Source organism: Saccharopolyspora gregorii (assembly GCF_024734405.1).
GTDB classification, from domain to species: Bacteria; Actinomycetota; Actinomycetes; order Mycobacteriales; family Pseudonocardiaceae; genus Saccharopolyspora_C; species Saccharopolyspora_C gregorii.
Genome location: NZ_CP059556.1, coordinates 3,464,890 through 3,484,074 on the forward strand (window position 1 = coordinate 3,464,890; position 19,185 = coordinate 3,484,074).

Annotated in this window: 15 protein-coding genes; 6 read left to right on the forward strand and 9 right to left on the reverse strand. The window is 73.3% G+C overall.

The window, feature by feature from the left end:
- The first annotated feature begins 77 nt into the window (after positions 1-77).
- A complete protein-coding gene (locus H1226_RS15010) occupies positions 78-683 on the forward strand; it encodes a TetR/AcrR family transcriptional regulator (RefSeq protein ID WP_258341269.1) in 606 nt (201 codons plus the stop codon).
- A gap of 8 nt (positions 684-691) precedes the next feature.
- On the opposite strand, the gene H1226_RS15015 is transcribed toward H1226_RS15010, so the two are convergent.
- The 4 genes from H1226_RS15015 to H1226_RS15030 form a co-directional block, all read right to left on the reverse strand.
- Entirely contained in the window at positions 692-1,675 is a 984-nt protein-coding gene (locus H1226_RS15015) for an SRPBCC family protein (protein ID WP_258341270.1), read from the reverse strand.
- The gene (locus H1226_RS15020) at positions 1,668-2,141 is read right to left on the reverse strand and encodes a hypothetical protein (protein WP_224966813.1); all 474 of its coding nucleotides are present in this window, start codon (positions 2,139-2,141) and stop codon (positions 1,668-1,670) included. Before H1226_RS15020 ends, H1226_RS15015 begins: the two co-directional genes overlap by 8 nt.
- 177 nt (positions 2,142-2,318) lie before the next feature.
- Positions 2,319-2,771 carry an FHA domain-containing protein gene (locus tag H1226_RS15025; RefSeq protein ID WP_258341271.1) on the reverse strand — a complete coding sequence of 151 codons (453 nt, stop codon included), beginning with the start codon at positions 2,769-2,771 and terminating at the stop codon, positions 2,319-2,321.
- Positions 2,772-3,127: 356 nt separating this feature from the next.
- Positions 3,128-3,412 (reverse strand): hypothetical protein, encoded by a 285-nt coding sequence (locus tag H1226_RS15030; protein WP_224966814.1) that lies wholly within the window; start codon positions 3,410-3,412, stop codon positions 3,128-3,130.
- A gap of 117 nt (positions 3,413-3,529) precedes the next feature.
- Here H1226_RS15030 and H1226_RS15035 point away from each other — a divergent pair, with 117 nt between their 5' ends.
- The 3 genes from H1226_RS15035 (at position 3,530) to H1226_RS15045 (ending at position 5,971) form a co-directional block, all read left to right on the forward strand.
- Positions 3,530-4,252, forward strand: coding sequence for a YqeB family protein (locus H1226_RS15035; RefSeq protein ID WP_258341272.1), 723 nt, complete (start codon positions 3,530-3,532; stop codon positions 4,250-4,252).
- Positions 4,252-4,860: a TetR/AcrR family transcriptional regulator gene (locus H1226_RS15040; protein WP_258341273.1), complete on the forward strand. Its 609-nt coding sequence runs from the start codon at positions 4,252-4,254 to the stop codon at positions 4,858-4,860. The genes H1226_RS15035 and H1226_RS15040 overlap by 1 nt, the downstream gene beginning before the upstream one ends.
- A 214-nt stretch (positions 4,861-5,074) precedes the next feature.
- A complete protein-coding gene (locus H1226_RS15045; RefSeq protein WP_258341274.1) occupies positions 5,075-5,971 on the forward strand; it encodes a MerR family transcriptional regulator in 897 nt (298 codons plus the stop codon).
- 205 nt (positions 5,972-6,176) lie between these two features.
- On the opposite strand, the gene H1226_RS15050 is transcribed toward H1226_RS15045, so the two are convergent.
- Positions 6,177-6,923, reverse strand: a complete 747-nt coding sequence (locus H1226_RS15050; protein ID WP_258341275.1) for an SDR family oxidoreductase — start codon at positions 6,921-6,923, stop codon at positions 6,177-6,179.
- Positions 6,924-7,050: 127 nt separating this feature from the next.
- Here H1226_RS15050 and H1226_RS15055 point away from each other — a divergent pair, with 127 nt between their 5' ends.
- A complete protein-coding gene (locus H1226_RS15055; RefSeq protein ID WP_258341276.1) occupies positions 7,051-8,268 on the forward strand; it encodes a glycoside hydrolase family 25 protein in 1,218 nt (405 codons plus the stop codon).
- A gap of 97 nt (positions 8,269-8,365) precedes the next feature.
- On the opposite strand, the gene H1226_RS15060 is transcribed toward H1226_RS15055, so the two are convergent.
- The 3 genes from H1226_RS15060 to H1226_RS15070 form a co-directional block, all read right to left on the reverse strand.
- Complete coding sequence (locus H1226_RS15060) at positions 8,366-11,656, reverse strand: arabinosyltransferase domain-containing protein (RefSeq protein WP_373689955.1); 3,291 nt, start codon at positions 11,654-11,656, stop codon at positions 8,366-8,368.
- A 425-nt stretch (positions 11,657-12,081) separates the two neighbouring features.
- A complete protein-coding gene (locus H1226_RS15065; protein ID WP_258341277.1) occupies positions 12,082-14,367 on the reverse strand; it encodes a molybdopterin-dependent oxidoreductase in 2,286 nt (761 codons plus the stop codon).
- 81 nt (positions 14,368-14,448) lie between these two features.
- Positions 14,449-16,296 (reverse strand): AMP-dependent synthetase/ligase, encoded by a 1,848-nt coding sequence (locus H1226_RS15070; protein WP_258341278.1) that lies wholly within the window; start codon positions 16,294-16,296, stop codon positions 14,449-14,451.
- A gap of 105 nt (positions 16,297-16,401) precedes the next feature.
- Between H1226_RS15070 and H1226_RS15075 the strand changes: the two genes are divergently transcribed.
- Complete coding sequence (locus H1226_RS15075) at positions 16,402-17,493, forward strand: AraC family transcriptional regulator (RefSeq protein WP_258341279.1); 1,092 nt, start codon at positions 16,402-16,404, stop codon at positions 17,491-17,493.
- A gap of 124 nt (positions 17,494-17,617) precedes the next feature.
- Here the strand turns inward: H1226_RS15075 and H1226_RS15080 are convergent, their stop codons facing one another.
- Positions 17,618-18,928: an MCE family protein gene (locus tag H1226_RS15080; RefSeq protein WP_258341280.1), complete on the reverse strand. Its 1,311-nt coding sequence runs from the start codon at positions 18,926-18,928 to the stop codon at positions 17,618-17,620.
- Positions 18,929-19,185 lie beyond the last annotated feature (257 nt).

The window sequence follows — 19,185 nt, forward strand, 5'->3', positions numbered from 1 at the left end:
GCGTCGCACCACTAGAACGAGTGTTGCGTAGCATGCGTTACGGAACAAGTGTTTCGTCTTCCTCGGGAGGAACCGCCGTGGCCAAGAGGATCCGCGACCCGAAGGCGCGCGAGCACATCGTGGCGGCGGCCCGGCGGCTGCTCGCCGACCGCGGTCTCACCGCCACCACCGTGCGCGCGGTGGCCGCCGAGGCCGAGGTCTCCACCGGCTCGGTCACGCACTACTTCGAGGACAAGGCCGAGCTGATCGGCGCGGCCCTGCGGTTCAACGGCGCGATCGCCGCGGAGCGCGTCGTGGCGGCCGTCGGCGACCGGCGCGGGCTGGACGCGGTGCAGCGCGCCACCCAGGGACTGCTGCCGGTCGACGAGGAACGGCTCACCTGCTGGCGGGTGTGGCTGGCGCTGTGGTCGCACCAGCCGGACGACCCGGCGGGCGGTTTCGGCGCGGGCTACCAGGTGTGGCGTTCGCTGCTGCGCCGCCACCTCACCGAGGCGGTGGCCGACGGGGAGCTGCCCGACGGCCTGGACCTCCCGCACGAGATCAGCGTGCTGGGCACCCTGGTGGTCGGCACCGGTCTGCTGGCGGGTTCGGACCTGTCCACCCGCGACCAGCTGCGCAGGCGGGCGCGGCGCATCTTCAACGAGCACTTCGCCCGGCTGGCACAGCAGAACTCCGCCGTCTGACGCGGGACCTACCGGCGCCGCACCGGGCGCACGCCGCGCGGCCTGCGCACCGGCTCGGGCTCCGCGGAGGCCTCGCCGGAGCGGTCCTGCCCGATCTCGTCGGCGAGCTCCTCGTCGTCGCCGTCCTCCCGCCGGGCGGACCCGCCGTCGTCGCCCGCGGATCCGTCGTCTTCCGCGGACTCGCCCTGCTCCTGCGCCAGGGCGTCCTCGTGGCTGCGGACCACCTCGCCGTCCCGGATCTCGCCGCGCCAGCCCTCGACCTCGTCCTGCTCCAGCACGGTGCGCGTCATCAGGTGCCGCTGCACGTGCTTGAAGTCCGAGCGCGCCCGGCGGCCCTGCGCCCGCCACAGGTTCGCCGTCTTCTCGAAGAAACCCTGCGGGTGGTACTCGAGGACGAGCAGGATGCGGGTCAGCGTCGGGCCGAGCTCGTGGAAGGTCACCGTGCCGTCCACCGAGCCCTTCGACCCGGTCGAGTGCCACACGATCCGGCTGTCGGGCACCTGCTCCTGGATGGTGGAGCGCCAGCTGCGGTGCGACAGGAAGATCTGCGCCCGCCAGTCGAGCTCCTCGTCGGACTCCTGCTGGACGCTCTCGACCTTGCGGGTGAAGCTCGGGAAGTCCTCGAAGCGGGTCCACTGGTCGTAGGCCACCCGCAGCGGCAGGCCGACGTCGCACTGCTCGACGATGTTGACGACCTTCGCCGAGCTGCCGCCGCCACCTCCGCCGCCGGAGCCTCCCCCACCCGCCGAGTCCTCACCGGCCGCGCCGGAGCTCCCGCCGCCGGTGACCGCCGCCAGCAGGCCGGAGCCACCGCCCTCGTCGTCCCGCGCGTAGTCGGTGAGCCTGCCGACGAGTCCTTCCGCCCGTTCGCCGAGCCCGGACACCGCGCGCTCCGCGAGCGCCGACAGCAGGTCGCGCACCGCGTCGCGCAGGTGGTCCCACGGAAGTCCGCGCGCGGCACCGCCGCCGGAGTCGTCCCGCTGCTCAGCCATCGTCCTCACCTCGCGTCGAGCGGTCGCCGCCGCGCCGCGGCGAGGGACGGCCGGCCGGGCGGGCGCCGCGCGAACGGGGTCCCGGACGGCTGCGGGCGGGGTCCTCGCCGCGCGGGCGCCGACCCGCCTCCGCCGGTTCCGCCGGGGCTTCGTCTTCGAGGTCCGCCGCGCCCTCTCCCCGCAGTCCGGCGGCCCGTTCGGTCAGCGCGTCGCCCCAGGAGTCGATCCGCCGGGACGCCGCGGCGCCGGCCGCGGTCTTGGCCGCGTCGACCAGCCGCGCCCGCAGGTCACCGGTGAGCGCTTCCGACCCGCTGACCGAGCTCAGGCCCTGCTTGAGCAGTTCGGTGGGATCGGTGGGCAACTTCTTGCCCGCCAGCAGACCGCCGACCACGATCGCCAGCTTCATCTTCCGCGTGCGGCCCAGCAGGTAGCCGACGGCCACCGCGGCTGCGATGCGAGATTTCATGGTGGACCTCCCAGCGACAGGCGACCGCGGATGCTCCGCCGCCGGATGCCGGTCGAGGGCGTCGAGATGCTCGGAGTGCACGCCGGTCCGCTCGGGAGCGACGGGTGCTGCCGCCCACGCTACGCCCCGGGACCTGCGACGACAGGGTCGACCGGACCTGCCGCCGGAGCGTCGGGATCAGCTGCCGGCGTGGAAGGTGAACCGGACCTTGCCCACCCAGATCTCGTCGCCATCGGCGAGCACCGCCCGATCCACCACCTGCCGGTTCAGGTAGGTGCCGTTGAGCGACCCGGCGTCCTGGATGGCAAAGTTCTCGCCGTCGCGGCGGATCTCGGTGTGGTAGCGCGACACGGTCACGTCGCCGAGCACGATGTCGCAGTCACGGTGCCTGCCGAGGACCGTGGTGTCCCGCTCCAGCGGGAACACCGCGCCCTGGTCCGGGCCGCGGGAGATCACCAGCGCCGCCACCCCCGTGCGGGGGCGCGGCGGTGCCACCGCGGCGGAACCCGCTTCGTCGGCTCGCGGTGCGGGAACGCCGACGGCGCGCTCGTCCTGCTGGGTCGGAACCGCTGCCCGGGCTGCCGGAGCCTCGGTACCGGGGCGGTAGGTGCCGAACGGGGATCGGATCATCGTAGTTCTCCTTGCGCGGACCACTCAGCTCGTGCATTTCCCACTGTGGCCCCGGATCCCCGGGGCGCGACCGGGCCCTAGGTCCCGAACCCGTCGTGTCCTCCGGCACACGGCGTCACCGGCCGACCCCGCACCGCGTCCGGCCGGGTGACCCACCGCACCGTGCTCGGCACTCCGCGCCACTCCGCACCGGTTCACCGGAGGCGCGTCCGGCGCAGCGGACCGTTCACCGGCGGGCCGCTCGGAGCCCGGCGCCCGCGACCCCGGGACAGGGAAAAGGGGGCCGGTCTGCCGCCCCGACCACGGCAGACCGGCCCCCGCCGGCGTTCCCCGCTGAAGTACCGCCTCGTCCGGCCCTAAGCGGGGTGCGCCTCGCTCACGTGCAGCGGGGTCCCCTGCATGCACGTGGTGGGCGCGCCGGGGTCCGGCCGGCCGCGCACCACCAGGTGCGCACCGGGTTTCACCACCGACGGATCGCCGCCGACCAGCAGGTACGGCGAACGGCCTTGGCCGGGGAGCAGGAAGCAGCGCGGCTCCACGCCCGCCTGCACCCGGCCGGTCACGGTGATCTGCTCGGCACCGGGATCGGCGATCGCGGGCGCGGCCGCCCCCGCCATGCCCAGCACGGACACGAGCAGCATCCCTGTCGTTACCCACCGCGACGTCGTCATGGCGCCCATTGCACAAGGAACTCCCCGGGATCGCCACTCGAAGGCCCGGCAGAAGTTAAACCGAGCACTCGCTCTACTATTCCGGTCATGACGTCGTACTCTCCCCCGGTTCCCGCGGCCGGGAAGGCCGCGGTCGCGGTCGAGCCCGCGTGGCTGCGCTACGGATCCGCGATCGGCCTGCCGGTGGTGGGCGGTGCGCTCGGCTGGCTGCTGGCGCTCGCGGCGGACTGGATCGCCGGCCTGCCGTGGGCGCCGTTCCAGGGGGTGTTCGAGCTGGTGTCCTCGCTGCCGCAACCGCACGGCACGCTGGGCGTCGCCGGGCTCGGCGTGCTCGCCGGACTCGGGTTCCTGTCGCTGATGATCGGCGACCGGCTCCGGGTGTCGGTGTCCGCGGAGCAGATCGAGCTGCGCCGCGGGCTGCGCGACGTCTCCACCGTGCCCGGCTCGTGCGTGTCGGCGGCGCTGCTCGACCACGGCGCGCTGGTGCTGCTGGACGCGGCGGGCGACGAACCGGCCAGGGCCCGCACCGACATCACCGCGGGCGCGCTGCGCACCGCGTTCCGCGCGCACGGCTACCGGTGGCTCGACGCCGATCCGCACGCGGGCGAGTTCGAGCTGTGGGTCCCGGACACGCCCGAGGTCGGCCCGCGCGCCGACGCGCTGCTCCGGGCCCGCGCCCACGCGCGGAAGAAGGGCCGCCACGCCGAGACCGACAAGTTGCGCGACGCGCTGGTCCGCGCCGGATACCTGGTGCGCGACGAGAAGAAGCAGCAGTACTGGCGGAAGCGTCCGCAGCGGGACGAGGACTGATGCGCACCGTCGACCCGGTCCGCTACGCCGCCCGCCGCCGGAACATCGTCGAGGCGGCGGGCGGCTGCTTCGCGCGCAAGGGCTTCGACCGCACCACGACCGCGGACATCTGCGCGGCGGCGGGGATCAGCTCCGGCAGCCTGTTCCACTACTTCCCGAACAAGCGCGCGGTGTTCCTGGCGATCTTCGAGCAGGACGGCCGGGACAACGCCGAGCAGCTGGCGCTCGCCGTGGCCGACGCGGACCCGTGGGCGGGACTGCTCGGGCTGGTCGACCACCTGGTGCGCCCGCTGGCCGATCCGGACTCGGCGGGGCTGGTGGTGGAGCTGATCGCGCAGGCCGGGCGGGACCCGGAGCTGGCCGAGCTGGTCGTGCGCAACGACCGCGAGCTGCGCGCGGGCATCGCGGCCCTGCTGTCCCGGGCGGCGGAGCAGGGCCGGATCGACGACCAGGTCGATCCCGCGCAGGCCGCGCACTGGGTGCTGGGCCTGACCGACGCGCTGTTCTCCCGAGCCGGGATCGACCGCGACTTCGACCCGCTGGCCGAACTCCCCACGCTCCGGACCATCCTCGCCCGCTACCTCGGCGCGGTGGAACGGATCGGCTGATCCTCCCGGCGGCGAAGCCGCCGAGGACGCCGGCCGGTGCGATGAACTCGCGGCTCGAACCCGGTCGCGGCGATCCGCGGCCGTGCCCCTGCGGCCCGCGGCGTCCACGGACGGCCCGGCGATCACCGGCATCGGCGCGCGGGGTTGCACGTGCCGCAGCGGCATGTGGTCCGGTGGAGCCACGTCCCGAATCCCGCGGAAAAGTCCCTGCACCATGCATTCGTCGTTCACCCCGCCCCGCCAGGTCAAGATCGGCGACGCGGCGGCCTTCGCCGGCACCACGCCGCGGGCGATCCGCCACTACCACGAGATCGGCCTGCTGCCCGAGCCGGAGCGGGGCGGCGACGGCCGCCGCCGCTACGGCTACGAGGACATGATCCGCTTGCTGTGGATCCGCAAGATGGCCGACGCGGGGATCGCCCTGGACGACATCCGCGACGCCTTCGCCACGGGCGCGGAGGACTCCGCCGGTGCGGACGGCGGGGAGGGGATCGCGGACGTCCTGGAGCAGCTGGCGGGGACCCTCGCCGCGCAGGAGGCGGAGCTGCGGCGGCAACGGGCCGCCGTGCAGCGGATGCGCGCGGAAGGCAGCCGGCTGGGCCTGCTCTCCGACTTCGTCACCGAACGGCTGGCGGGCCTGCCCCAGGACTCCCTTCGCCAGGAGGACCTGGACGCGCTGCTGGTCACCGAGCGGATCTTCGGCCCGCTCGGCGCTGCCGTCCAGGCCACCCGCTTCCTCGCGCTGGCCGCGGATCCCGCGCTGCGGGAGGCCTCCGACCGCGTCGACGCCGCCGAGGAGGCGTTGGACGACGGGGTCGCCGTCGACGATCCGCGGGTGGCCCGGGTGGCCGCCGAGCGGCACGCCTTCGACAACGCCCTGCAGGCCGCCATCGAGGAATCCGGCCTGGACGAGGACGAGGACGCCCTCTTCGACACCTGGGACGCCGAACATCCGGCCGACGAAGGCGAGGACGAGGGCTCCACCGGCACCCCGGCCCCCACGAGCGCGCTCGAAGCCCTGGGCAAGATGCCCTACGACTTCTCCCCCGCCCGCCTCCGCTGCGCAGAACTCGCCACAGCCCTAGCCACCCAGAACTCCCCAACGCCCTGACCGCCAGGTCCTGCCCGTCCTGTCAGCGGCGAAGCCGCTGAGCAGCGACCACGTACGCAGCCGGACCACCCGCGGGTTCTCAGCGGGCCCCTCGCGAGGACAGCGTTTTCTCATGTGGCGGAGCCACCTGTGAAAACGATCCCGCAGCGAGGGGCCCGCTGAGGTTCCGCCACCCCACCACCAATGCGAGGTGACGCCGGGAAGATCACCCCTCGAAAAGCCGACCCCGGTGGACCTTGTGCTGGGCTGCTTGGGCGAGGGGCCGCAGCACCAGCTGGTCGATGTTGACGTGCAGCGGCTGCGCCACGGCCATCGCGACGACCCCGGCGACGTCCTCGGCGGTCAGCGGCCGGTCCACGTCGGCGTACACGGCGGCGGCCTTGTCGGAGTCACCCCGGAAGCGGTTGAGGGAGAACTCGTCGGTGTGCACCATGCCGGGCTGGATCTCGATGACCCGCACCGGCTGCCCGGCGAGCTCCAGCCGCAGCGTCTCGGTGAGCGCGTGCTGCCCGTGCTTGGCGGCGCTGTACCCGGCCCCGCCCTCGTAGTTGACGAAGGCGGCGGTGGAGGTGAGGTTGACGATGGTGCCGCCACCCCCGGCGCGCAGCAGCGGCAGCAGCGCCTGCGTGACGTGCAGGGTGCCGAGCACGTTGACCTCGTACATGCGCTGCCAGTCCGCGGGGTCGCCGCCCTCGACGGAGTCGGATCCCCAGGCGCCGCCCGCGTTGTTGAGCAGCACGTCGCAGGCGTCGAGCTCCGCGGCGAAGGTGGCCACCGAGTCCCGGTCGGTGACGTCGAGCGGCAGCGCGCGGCCACCGATCTCCTCGGCGAGCGCGGCCAGGCGGTCCTGCCTGCGCGCGGCCACCACGACGTGGAACCCGTCGGCGGCCAGGCGGCGGGCGGTCGCCGCGCCGATCCCGCTGCTGGCTCCGGTCACCACGGCGGTCTGCATCACACGATCTCCCCTGCTCGAAGCCGATCTCGGACCAACCCTAGGAAACGGCGCCGCGCGGTGGCACAGCGGGCCTCGGGGTCCGATTCTTCCCAATGACCCACTTCCGCGCCTCCGGTCGGCTACCGTGAGTAGCGTCCCGACCATCCACGGCGAGTTCCGCGCACCACCCGCCGTCGACCTACGCGAGGTGAGGCCGGCCGTGCTCTACGGCATCGACATCTCCCACCACCAGGGCGCGTTCGACCTGGGCCGCACGCGGGCCGAAGGGTTCGAGTTCGCCTTCCTGAAAGCGACCGAGGGGAGTTCCTTCGTCGACAGCAGGTTCGGCGCCAACCTCGCCAACGCGCGGGCCGCCGGGCTGCTCACCGCCGCCTACCACTACCAGCGCGCCGATTCGAGCGCCGCCTCCCAGGCCGGGCACATCATCAACACGGTGCCCGCCGACGTCCCGGTGATCCTGGACGTGGAGGACGGCGGGGGCGGCGCCGACCTGACGCGCGACATCATCGGCCGGTTGCTCGCCGCCGGGTACCGGTCGCCGCTGCTCTACCTGCCGCGCTGGTACTGGGAGCAGATCGGGTCGCCGTCGCTGGCCGGGCTACCACCGCTGTGGTACTCGCGCTACGCCAGCAACGAGGGCGGCTACGCCAGCGAGATCTACGAGCGGTACCGGGACTTCTACGACGCGCAGTGGGGCGGCTACGGCGGTCTCGGCGTCGCGGTACTGCAGTTCACCAGTTCCGCCACCGTCGCCGGGCACCGGCCCGTCGACGCGAACGCGTTCCGCGGCACCCGCGAAGAGCTCGCGGGGCTGCTCAGCTCAGCTAACCCGGAGGACGACTTGACTCCTGAACAGGCGCAGAAGCTCAACGAGATCCACCACGAGCTGTTCGGCCCGCGCGGACCGCAGGGCCAGATCGTGGGGTGGGGAACCGAGGCGGGCAACCACACCGCCATCGGGCTGCTGGTGCACATGTTCAACGCGCTGCTGGGCCCGCGGCCGTCGCGGGTCCCCGGCGCCGAGCACATCCAGGTGCCCGCGGTGGACGCGATCCGGGACACCAACGGGGTGGTGTACCAGCTCCCGGCGATGATCAACGCCGGTGCCACGGGCGATCCGCAGGCGGTGGCGGAGGCGTTGCGCCCGGTGGTCTCGGAGGTCGCGGGCCCGGCGATCCGCGAGTCGGTGACCGAGGTGTTCGGGGCGGACGACCCGGCGCGCACCGAGGCGCTGGTGCTGGCGATCTCCACCCGGCTCGCCGCCCGGCAGGCCGCGCCGCAGCAGATCCCGGCGCAGGGCAGCCCGCCGCAGGCCCCGGCCCAGCAGCCTCCGGCGCAGTGATCTCCGCGCCGCGCCCGGCGGGTGGCGCGGCGGCGGGAACGACGACGGCCCACCTCCCCGATCCCCGGGGTGGTGGGCCGTTCGCCGTGCCCGAGCCCTACTCGTCGTCGTCACCCGAGTCGAGCGGCCGGATGTCGTTGCGGTCGTCCGAGCTCGGCACGTCCCCGGGCAGCGACACGGTGCGCGGCAGGATGCCCGGGGTCCAGTCGCCCCAGTGCGTCTCCTCGTGCACCTGCATCGCGGATTCCGCGGGCAGCGCGCCCGGCTCGTACGGGTCCACCGCGTACAGCGAACCCCAGTCCCGGTAGAGGTCGTTCTTCAGGTACGTCGGCAGTTCCCGCATGCTGGCGGCCACGTTGAGCCAGCCGAACGGCCCGCCCGCGTCCGGCGAGGACCAGCCCTGGCCGGTGGCCCGCACGGTCTCGCCGCCCGCGACCCGGAACCGCGGCATCTCGGCGATGCCGTGGTGCAGCCCGGAGATCTGCAGGCACGGGTGCACCAAGGTCGCGGGCCACTCCACGTAGGCGGGGCTGTCGCCGACCACGTCGGTCATGTTCGTCAGCTGCGGGGCGCGCGGGGCGCTGACCGCCTGCCAGCCGCGCGCGGACACCGACTGGTCGACGGCGACGACGCGCATCTTCGTGGTGCCCTGGGCGTCGCCGTCCACGACGAGCCGGTGGTCCCGCCAGGCCGGGCCGCCTGCCTGCAGCAGGTAGCGCCGGGCGGTGATCTGGAAGCCCTGCGGGGTGTCCTTGCCGAACTCGACGGCCAGCGAGTTCGCGCCGCCTTCGATCCCGGCCATGGCGAGCACGATCGGCACCTCGCCGGTCGCCGCGCGCTCCGGCACGTCGTACCACTGGGTGCGCAGCTCGCCGGTGCCCTTCGGCGTGTAGCTGCCCCAGACGGGGGCGTTGTCCCCGCCGAACTGGTACGGCGGCCGCCACTCGTCGGCGGCGGTACCGCCCTGCGCGGCGGGGGTGCCGTCCCGGGTGAACCCGGTGAGCTTCGCCCCGAGGTACTCCTCCGGCGTCTCCTCCCCTTCGAGCCGCTTCGACGGGACCGGGACGTCCGGGGAGAACGCGGGCGCCGGGTTCGTCGGCTGGTCCTGGGAGACCTTGAGCATCCCGGCCTGCGGGTTGGTCTCCACGTACACGTAGTCGGAGAGCCCGCAGCTGCCGCCGGGGGTGAGCTGCTTGATGTTGTCGGCCCCCATGCTGTAGCCGCCTTCGCGCTCCTGGATCGCCTTCCCGAACGCGGCGAGCTCGCCGAGGATGAGCAGCGCGCAGATCAGCGACAGCGGCGCCGTGCCGAGCCGCAGCGCCCGGCTGCGGTGCTCCACCCCGTTCTCCGGGGCGAGGCTGCGGTCGCCGCGCACGTGCTCCACGAGCGCGACGACGGCGGCGATGGCGGCGACGAACAGCAGGATGGTGCTGGCGTTGCGCCCGTTGACCGCGGGCGGCATGTCGTACCAGGGCACGCCCCAGCCGGAGACGTACCACCAGGCGTTCGGCCCGGTCGCGGAGAACGCGGAGATCACCATCAGCCCGGAGAAGAACGCGGCCCGGTTGCGCCGGGAGCGCAGCACGGTGGTGCTGGTGGCGAGCGCGGTGAGCGCGGCGACGGCCCCGCCGACGGCGGCGAAGATCCCGAAGTGGTGGGTGTGCTTGGTCTGGGTGAGCGCGAGCGCCACGAACGACATGGCCGCGACCGCCAGCAACCGGCGGCTGGGCCCGAGCGCGGCACCGCGGATCCGGTTGCGCCGCAGCAGCACGACCGCGCAGGTCGCCAGGCACAGCATCACCAGCAGCACCGGGAACCGCCGCGTGAGCGAACCGTCCGGGATCTGGCTGAACAGCATGTTGTAGCGGTTGAGCTCCTGGTACCACTTCTCGCTGGGCCCCAGGTCGATCTTCAGCTCGGTCGCGTCCATGATCGACTGCCAGGTCTGGTCCCAGATCAGCCAGGTCAGGATCACGAAGCCGGACGCGGAGATCGGCGCCAGCACCGGCAGCCAGCCGAACTCCCGCGCGCGCCGCCACACCAGCTTGATCAGCGGTTTGAGCCCGGCGATGAACGGCAGCACCGCGACGATGCCGTGCGGTCCGGCGCCGACGGCGAGCGCGGCCAGCACCAGGCCGAGCGCGGCGGGCATCAGCCTGCTGGTCGCGATGGCGCGCTCCACGGCGCACAGCGCGAGCAGCGAGAACACCACGATGACCGGCTCGGAGCGCAGCCCGTTGTTGTAGGGCAGCCAGAACGCGAGGAACACCGCGGCGGCGGCCCACCCGGCGGCGTTGCTGCGCCGCACCTGCTGGCCGAGCCGCGGCAGCACCTCGCGGCTGATCAGCAGCCAGCTCGCGCAGCCCATCAGCAGCGCGGGCAGCCGCACCCACGGGATCGCGGTGGAGACCTGCACCCACAGCGCGTAGACCTCGTAGAACCAGCCCCACGGCGCTTCGGGGTTGGCGAACCAGCGGTAGTAGTTGCTGACGTACCCGGCGGATTCGCGCGCCCGCGCGATGGCCATGGTGTAGCCGTCGTCGGAGCTCATCGCCCCGATCAGCCACCAGATGCCGAGCGAGCCGAGCACCGCCACGTCCCGCGCGGTCGGCTTCCACCACCCGGGCTGCACCCAGCGCGGGGGGCGGCGCCCGGCGCGCGCGTCCAGCCGCCGCAGGCAGAGCACGGCGCCGATGAACGCCAGGATCGCCAGCGCGCTCACGACGATCTTCAGCGCGGTCGGCGAGCTCTCGAAGCGGTTGTCCACGCGGGCTTCGAAGCGCAATCCGGCGACGTCGTCGGCGCGGGCGTTGAGGTCGGAGTAGATGCCGGTGACCTGCGGCCGGTGGTCACCGGCGATGTTGGTGAGCCAGCGGTCCTCGCCGAACCCGGCCTTGAACCCGATGGCGTCGTTGTGCAGCGCGAGCGTGCAGTCCCCGTCCGGGATGGCCATCGTGTTGACCTGCCGCCCCTTCGACAGCAGGGTGATCCGCCCCTGATCGACGGTGAGGCTCATCCCGGTGAGCCTGCCGTTGTCGGAGTTCGGCGGGTTCGTGCTCAGCAGGTTCGCCGGACCGTCGGTGCGCGCGTCGAGGCTGCGGGCGGCGACGCAGGGGATGTCGGCGTCCAGCCACACCGGCGCGAAGGTGGTCAGCGGAGCGGCGACCGAGGTGGTGCCGCTGGCGGTGGGCCAGCGCAGCGTGGTGATCTCGTGGTGCACCGGCAGGAACGGGACGGAGAGGGACAGCACCGTGCCGAGCACGCCGAGCACCGTCGCGAGCAGCTTCAGCCGTCGGAGGCGCCGATCGGGGCGCGGCCGAGCCGGTTCCGCGGACGGCGCGGATTCCGCCTCCGCGTGATCGGTGTCGTCTTTCTCCGCATTGAGCACGCCCCGGAGAATAGCGGTCGTGGTCATCACGACGACGCAGCATCAACGTCCGTGTTGGGGTCGCCACACCGGTTAACGACACGGCTGAGGGAATGAGCGGCAGAACTCAGGTTCCTCTCAGTGTTCTGTGATCCTTCGGTTATCAAAGGGAGGCCGAACGTCCAGTTCAGACGGTCAGCGGGCCGGTGCCTGCGGTGGTGGCCGGCGATCCCGCGGCGCGGAGAATCCGGCGGTTCCACCGGTGTCGCTCGATCGGGTTGTTCCAGCGGAAATCCGGATTCGGATGAGTTCGTCATCGAGTTCCGCGCCGCTAATCGCATTCCCGGTCGCGCGGTTCGACGAGCGCGACCCGCGGCGCGGATTGTGCTCGGCGCACCGGATCCGGGACGCGGTGCGGGTTCCCGGGACCTGACGCGGCGCGGCCCTCAGCGAGGTCCCGGCACCAGCCGCGGCGGGCGGTGGCAGCTCAGCGGCGGCGGTTCGGCCGTCCAGCGCTCGACCTGCACCCGGGCCTGCTGCCCGGAGCAGCCCTGCGACAGCGGCGAGGTCGGGCGGTCCGCGGTGAGCACGTTCGGGTTGCCGTGCACGCACCACGATCCGCCGGGCTGCGCCGGATCGTCCACCGGGTCGTACCAGGCGCCGGTGGCGAGCACCGCGACCCCGGGCGACACCTCGTCGCTGATCAGCGCCCCGGCGAGGCAGGCACCGCGCTCGTTGAACACCCGGACCACCACGCCCGTGGTGATGCCGCGGGCCGCCGCGTCGTCCGGGTGCAGCCGCACCGGTTCCCGCCCCTCGATCTTCGCGGCGCGGCTGACCGCGCCGACGTCGCCCTGGCCGTGCAGCCGGTTCCGCGGCTGGTGCGCGATCAGCCGCAGCGGGAACCGGTCGTCGGCGAGACCGTCGGACGGTTCGAGCCACACCGGGTGGCCGGGCAGCCCGGCCGCCGCGACGGACGCGGGACACAGCTCGATGCGCCCGCTCGGGGTGGGCAGCGGGCTGCCTGCCGGGTCGGCGCGGAACTCGGCGAGCGGGGTGGTGCGCGGCGGAACGGGCAGTTCGATCTCCCCCGCGTCCCAGAACTCCGCGAACGGCGGCACCCGGTGGCCGTCCGCGGCCAGCCGCTCGCGCCACCGCTCGTAGAGGTGCACCAGCCACTCCCGCGTCCCGCGGCCGGCGGTGAACTCGGCGCGGACGCCGAGGCGGGCGGCGAGCTCGGCGAACACCGCGTGGTCGTCGCGCGCCTCCCCGAACGGCTCCAGCACCCGGCGCATCGCGATCAGGTGTGTGTCCCGCCGCCCCGCGCCGAGGTCCTCCCGTTCGAGGGTCGTGGTCACCGGCAGCACCACGTCGGCGTGCCGGGCGGTGGCCGTCCAGTGCGGCTCGTGCACGACCACCGTGTCCGGCCGGGCGAAGGCGCGGCGCAGCCGGTTGAGGTCCTGGTGGTGGTGGAACGGGTTGCCGCCGGCCCAGTACACGGCCCGCACGTCCGGGTAGCGGTACCGGCCGCCGTCGTAGTCGAACTCGTCGCCGGGGTGCAGCAGCAGGTCTGCGATGCGGGCGACCGGGATGAACTCCGGCACCGGGTTGGTGCCCTGCGGCAGCGTGGGCAGCGGCAGCAGCGGACCGGTGTCGCCGACGTCGCCGATGGAACCGTAGCCGTGCCCGAACCCGCCGCCGGGCAGGCCGATCCCGCCGAGCATCGCCGCCAGCACCAGCCCCGCCCACACCGGCTGCTCGCCGTGCTCGCTGCGCTGCAGCGACCAGCTCACCGAGACCAGGGTGCGCCCGGCCGCCATCCGGCGGGCGAGGGCGCGGATGTCCGCGGCGGGCATCCCGCACAGCGCGCTCGCCCAGTCCGCGTCGCGTTCCGGCCCCGGGCCGCCGCGCAGGTAGCGGGCGAACTCGTCGAAGCCGGTGGTGCAGCGGTCCAGGAACTCCGCGTCGTGCAGGCCCTCGACGAGCAGCGTGTGCGCGAGCCCCAGCATCAGCGCCACGTCGGTCGCCGGACGCACCCGGATCCACTCGGTGCGCCGGCCCGGCGGCACGTCGCTGGCCAGCGGCGAGATCACGGCCAGTTCGGGCCCGTCCCAGTCGGCGAGCACCGCCGAGCCGACGTGCCGGGTCACCCCGCCTGGGGTGACGGAGGCGTTCTTCGGCGCCAGCCCGCCGAACGCCACCACCAGGTCGGTGCGCCGCCGGATCACGTCCCACCCGTCGGCGCCGCGCAGCAGCGGATCCGCGTCCCCCACCAGGTGCGGCAGCAGCATCGCGGAGGTGCCGAAGCTGTAGGTCCCCCGCGAGGACGTGTAGCCGCCGGTCGCGTTGAGGAACCGGTGCAGCTGGCTCTGCGCGTGGTGGAACCGGCCCGCGCTCGCCCAGCCGTAGGAGCCGCCGAACACGGCCCGGTCGCCGTGCCGCTCGCGGACGCGGCGGAGTTCGGCGGCGACCAGGTCGAGCGCGGTGTCCCAGCCGACCTCGACGAACTCCTCCCGGCCGCGCCCGCTCGACGGGCCGGGCCCGTGCTCCAGCCAGCCGCGCCGGACCGCGGGCCGCGCGATCCGCGTCTCGTGCCGGGCGGTGCCGGGGACGTTGCCGAGCAGCGCGGACGGGGCCGGGTCGGCGGGGTGCGGCGCCACTTCCAGCTCGCCGTCCGCGCGGCGGCGCGCCAGGTAGGCGCCCCAGTGCGAAGTCGTGCCCAGCCACGTCATGCCGACCAACATAGGCGGGCCGGCTCGCTGCGGGCGCCGCGGTGCCGGCCCTGCGGGGCGGTGCCCGCGCGGGAATCGCGGTCAGCCCTGGTAGAGGGCGTCCAGCTGCTCCTGGTTGTGCTTGACCACCACCGAGCGGCGGATCTTGCGGGTCGGGGTGAGCTCGCCGCCGTCCTCGGTCCACTCGGTCGGCGCGAACTCCCAGCCGCGGACCTGCTCGATCCGCGCGAGCCGGGTGTTCGCCACCGCGACCGCGGCGTCGATCTCCGCGCGCAGCTTCGGGTCCCCCAGCAGTTCCGCGCGCGGGGCGTTGCCGGGCAGCTCGTTCGCCACGGCCCACTCGCGCAGCGCCTCGACGTCCGGCGCCAGCAGCGCCACCAGGTACGGCCTGCCGTCGCCGTGCACCAGGGCCTGCTCGATCAGCGGGTGCTCCACCAGCAGCGACTCCACCACCACCGGGCTGATGTTCTTGCCCCCGGCGGTGATGATGATCTCCTTCTGCCGCCCGGTGATCCGCAACGTCCCGTCCGGGTCCAGCGAGCCGAGGTCACCGGTGCGCAGGAAACCGTCCATGGTGAACAGTTCGCGATCCTCCTCGGGCAGGTTGCGGTACCCGGAGGTGCACAGCGGGCCGCGCACCAGCACCTCCCCTTCGCGGGTCAGCCGCAGTTCCACCCCGGGCATCGGGGTGCCGACGGTGCCGGGCCTGCGCGGCGAACCCGCGTGGTGCATCACCGCGGCCCCGCAGGTCTCGGACAGGCCGTACACCCCGGTGAGCCCCATGCCGAGCCCGGCGAAGAACCGCTCCAGGCCCGGCGGCAGTGGGGCCGCACCGACCGCGCGCACCGCGCACCGGTCCAGCCCCAGCGCCACCGGGATGCGGTGCAGCACCGCGCGGTGCGCCAGCCGCGCCAGCAGCTTCTCCGCGGCGGTGGAGTCCGGTTCGGCACCGGTCAGCGCCGCGCGCAACGCCCAGCCGCCGAGCTTGCCGCGCACCCCGTCCTGCTCGGCGAGCCGGTTCTCGATGCCGGTGCGCAACCGGTCCCACACCTGCGGGACGCCGAACAGGATCGTCGGGCGCACCTGCGCGAGCCGTTGCGGCAACTGCTTGATCTCGGGGCAGAAGTGCGTCTCCCCGCCGCAGCGCAGCGGCAGGTACACCGACAGCACCCGTTCGGCGATGTGCGCCAGCGGCAGGTACGACAGGCTCACCACCTGCTCGGGCAGCCCGGCGGCCCGCACCAGCGCCTCCACCTCGTAGAGCAGCGCGCGGTGGCTGAGCTCCACGCCCTTGGACGGGCCGGTGGTGCCGGAGGTGTAGATCAGCACCGCGATGTCGCTCGGGTCGGGCCCCCGCTCCTCCTGCGCGTCCGGGTCGGCGGGCAGGAATTCGCCGTCGTCGACGGATTCCCCCAGTTCCAGCAGCTCGTCCCAGCTCATGATCCGGCCGCCGAATCCGTGCGGCCGGGCGTCGCCTACCTCGCCGAGGGTGATGACCACGCCGAGCTCGGTCGGCTCCCCCAGCACGGGCAGCCAGCGGCGCCACGCGTCCTCGCCTTCGACGACGGCGACCTTCGCGCCGGAGTCCACCACGACGTGCCGGATCTGCTCAGGCGCCAGCGTCGCGTACAGCGTGGTGGTGGTCGCGCCGAGCGTCGCCGCGCCCAGGTCGGCCAGGATGTGCTCCGGCCGGTTGCTCGCCATCAGCCCCACCACATCACCGGGCAGCACGCCGAGGGAACGCAGCGCGGCGGCGATGCTCAACGCCCGCCCGTGCACCTGGGACCAGGTCCAGCTCTGCTCGGCGGTGGCGAACGCGAGCGCGTCCGGGCTGGTCCGCGCGATGTCCGCGAGCAGTCCGGGGACCGTGCGCCCGGCGATGGCCGCCTCGATCTCCGCTCGTTCGGCTTCGACCTCGGTCGCGGTCATGCTCTTCCTCCACCTGGCCTAGGAGTGTCGTCCGTCACGATCACGTTAGGCCGGAACGGGGTGGGGGCTATGACCTCCGCGGTCACGTGATTGATACTTCCGGACATGCCGCATCGTCGCGACGTAGATCACAACACCGGCCCGTCCCCCGCGGCGGCCGTTCCCGACCCGGTCGTGCAGGACTGGGACTTCCCCCGGAGCTCGATCAGCGCCCTGCTGCTCACCAGGTTCGCCGGCGAGCACTCCGTGCCCGCGGACGTGGTGCTCGCCGGAACCGGGCTCACCGAACCGGAACTGGAGGATCCGGACCTGTCCGTCGACGCGCACCAGGAGCTGCGGATCGTGCGGAACCTGGTGCGCGCGCTGCCGGACGTGCCGGACCTCGGCATGCGCGCCGGGTTGCAGTACCACCTCACCGCCTACGGCATCCTCGGCTTCGCGTTCATCAGCAGCCCCACCGTGCAGGACGGCATGGCGGTGGCGCTGCGGTACCTGGAGCTGAGCTTCGCGTTCTGCATCCCGCGGGTCCGCTTCGCCGGTGACGAGCTGCACGTCGAGCTGGATGCGGCGGCGATCCCGGCGGACGTGCGGAACTTCCTCATCGCGCGCGACCTGTCCGCGATCCACACCATCATGGTGGAGCTGCTGCCCGCCCCGATCCCGGTGCAGCGCATCGAGTTGAGCCTGCCGGAGCAGCCGAACACCGCGGATCTGGGCGAATTCTTCGGCGTGGTGCCGAAGTTCGGCCAGCCGCACGACGTGATCGTGCTCGACCCGGCGTTCCTGGGACGCCCGCTGCCGCAGGCCAACGAGCAGACCCTGGCGATGTGCGAGGCGCAGTGCCGCGACCTGCTCGCGGGCCGCCGGGAGCGCACCGGGTTCGCCAAGCAGGTGCGGGACCAGATGCTCGGCCCCGACGGGGTGCGGCTGGGCATGGAGGACGTGGCGCGCAAGCTGCACACCACCGCGCGCACCCTGCACCGCAAGCTCAACGCGGAGGGCACCAGCTTCCAGTCGGTGCGCGACGAGGTCCGCGCGGCGCTGGCCGAGGGGATGCTGCGCGACGGGGCGCTGTCGGTGGACGACATCGCGATCCGCCTCGGCTACGCGGAGGCGGCCAGCTTCATCCACGCCTTCAAGCGCTGGACCGGGACCACGCCGATGAGCTACGCGCGGCGGCGCGGCGCGGACCGGTGATCCGGGAACCGGCCCGGTGGCGGGATTCCCGCCACCGGGCCGGCGGCGCCGAGGACGTCGGTCCCGCCGGACGGTGCTCGCGCGGGCCGGGCGAGCACCGGCGGAGCGGGTCCACTGCGGACGGTCAGGTGTAGTCGACTTCCGCCCCGCGCAGGACCGGGCCCACCAGCAGCGAACCCCACTGCGGCATCCTGCTCGCCCGGACGCCCATCGAGGGCGCCAGCGCCAGCGCCACCGCGTCCCGCTCCTGCGGCGAGTTGATCAGCCCGAGGCCGTGCGACCCCGAACCCGCCGAACCGGTGGCAGGCGGGTCTCCCGCGGCAGGCGGGGCGGAACCGTCCTGGATCGGCCCGTCCGGCGGGTACTGCGGCCGCGTCCCGTCCGGGTAGTCGTAGCAGCGCGGGCCGCGCTTGTCGGCGTAGACCGGCTCGTCCCGGCCCGCCACGTATTCGCCGCGCGGTGCCACCACTTCGAGGGTGATGTGCGCGCCCGGCTCGTCGGTGCCCACGCCGAAGACGTCGTCCACCCGCGGGACCGTGTCGGCGAGGGTGCGCAGCAGGCACGGGTACTCCGGCGAGTACTTCGCGAGCACGTCCGCGGTGGGCCGCGCCGACTCGCCGAGCCGGATCAGGTCGTCGCCGTTGGCTTCGAGGAACCCGGTCGCGTCGTTCGACGTCGTCGTCAGCTGCGAGGTCAGCCCGCGCAGATTCTCCTGCTGATCCACCAACGTCCGCGACGTCTGCGACAGATCACCCAACGCCGCCAGCACATCCGGCGCCGCCTGCTCGTAGGTCTCCGCCACCCCCACCAACTGCCGCAGGTTCTCCTGCAACCGCGGCACCGACGGGTTCAACCCCGCCACGTACTCGTTCAACCGCGAGATCGTGTCCCCGATCGACTCACCACGACCGTCCAACGCCTGGCTCAACGAATTCAACGTCACCGCCAGATCATCCGGATGAATCGCCTCCAGCACCGGCATCGTGTCCGCCAGCACCGTCTCCAACTCCACCGACGCCCGCGTCCGATCCTGCGAGATCACATCACCCGAAGCCAACCGCACCGACGACGCCCGCTCCGGCACGTCCAACGACACGTACCGCTCCCCGAACAACGTCCGCGGCAACAACCGCGCCGACACGTTCGACGGCAACAACCGCGCCTTCTCCGGCTCCAACGCCAAGTGCAACTCCGCACCGCCGTCGACGGGCCGCACTTCGGAGACCCGGCCCACGGTCATGCCGCGGACCTTCACCTCGGAATCAGGACCCAGCTGGTTGCCGGTGGACGCGGCGATCAGCACCACGTCCACGCTCGGGCGGAAGACCCCCTGGTACGTCGCCACCGTCGTGCTGAAGAACAACGCGGCGCACAGCAGCAGCGCCAGCCCCAGCAACCTGCGCCGCACCGTCGCATTGGTGCTGTTTTCGCTCATCGGACCGCCGTTGACTCGAACCCGGAACAATTCGACGTGGCCCGCAGCGGTCGGGCGCGCGGTGCGCGCCGGTCCCGCGGGGCCCTCGTCGCGGCGCTCCTCCGGACGGAAGACGATCGGAGGCGCCGGACAGGGCAAGAGACTAGAGCGCGAGGGTGACGTGGGTCATGAGAACCCCGGCCATCCGATTGACCATTCCGGACAGATCATTCCGCCGGGCCGTGGTCGCGACCCCGGAGATCACCGCGCGTGGGATC

Excerpts from the sequence above, each read along its gene's own strand:
- H1226_RS15045 (WP_258341274.1), top strand. The coding sequence starts at position 5,075 with ATGCATTCGTCGTTCACCCCGCCCCGCCAGGTCAAGATCGGCGACGCG.
- H1226_RS15070 (WP_258341278.1), bottom strand. The coding sequence starts at position 16,296 with ATGACCGCGACCGAGGTCGAAGCCGAACGAGCGGAGATCGAGGCGGCC.
- H1226_RS15040 (WP_258341273.1), top strand. The coding sequence starts at position 4,252 with ATGCGCACCGTCGACCCGGTCCGCTACGCCGCCCGCCGCCGGAACATC.
- H1226_RS15030 (WP_224966814.1), bottom strand. The coding sequence starts at position 3,412 with ATGCTGCTCGTGTCCGTGCTGGGCATGGCGGGGGCGGCCGCGCCCGCG.
- H1226_RS15020 (WP_224966813.1), bottom strand. The coding sequence starts at position 2,141 with ATGAAATCTCGCATCGCAGCCGCGGTGGCCGTCGGCTACCTGCTGGGC.
- H1226_RS15015 (WP_258341270.1), bottom strand. The coding sequence starts at position 1,675 with ATGGCTGAGCAGCGGGACGACTCCGGCGGCGGTGCCGCGCGCGGACTT.
- H1226_RS15080 (WP_258341280.1), bottom strand. The coding sequence starts at position 18,928 with ATGAGCGAAAACAGCACCAATGCGACGGTGCGGCGCAGGTTGCTGGGG.
- H1226_RS15050 (WP_258341275.1), bottom strand. The coding sequence starts at position 6,923 with ATGCAGACCGCCGTGGTGACCGGAGCCAGCAGCGGGATCGGCGCGGCG.
- H1226_RS15075 (WP_258341279.1), top strand. The coding sequence starts at position 16,402 with ATGCCGCATCGTCGCGACGTAGATCACAACACCGGCCCGTCCCCCGCG.
- H1226_RS15065 (WP_258341277.1), bottom strand. The coding sequence starts at position 14,367 with ATGACGTGGCTGGGCACGACTTCGCACTGGGGCGCCTACCTGGCGCGC.
- H1226_RS15025 (WP_258341271.1), bottom strand. The coding sequence starts at position 2,771 with ATGATCCGATCCCCGTTCGGCACCTACCGCCCCGGTACCGAGGCTCCG.
- H1226_RS15035 (WP_258341272.1), top strand. The coding sequence starts at position 3,530 with ATGACGTCGTACTCTCCCCCGGTTCCCGCGGCCGGGAAGGCCGCGGTC.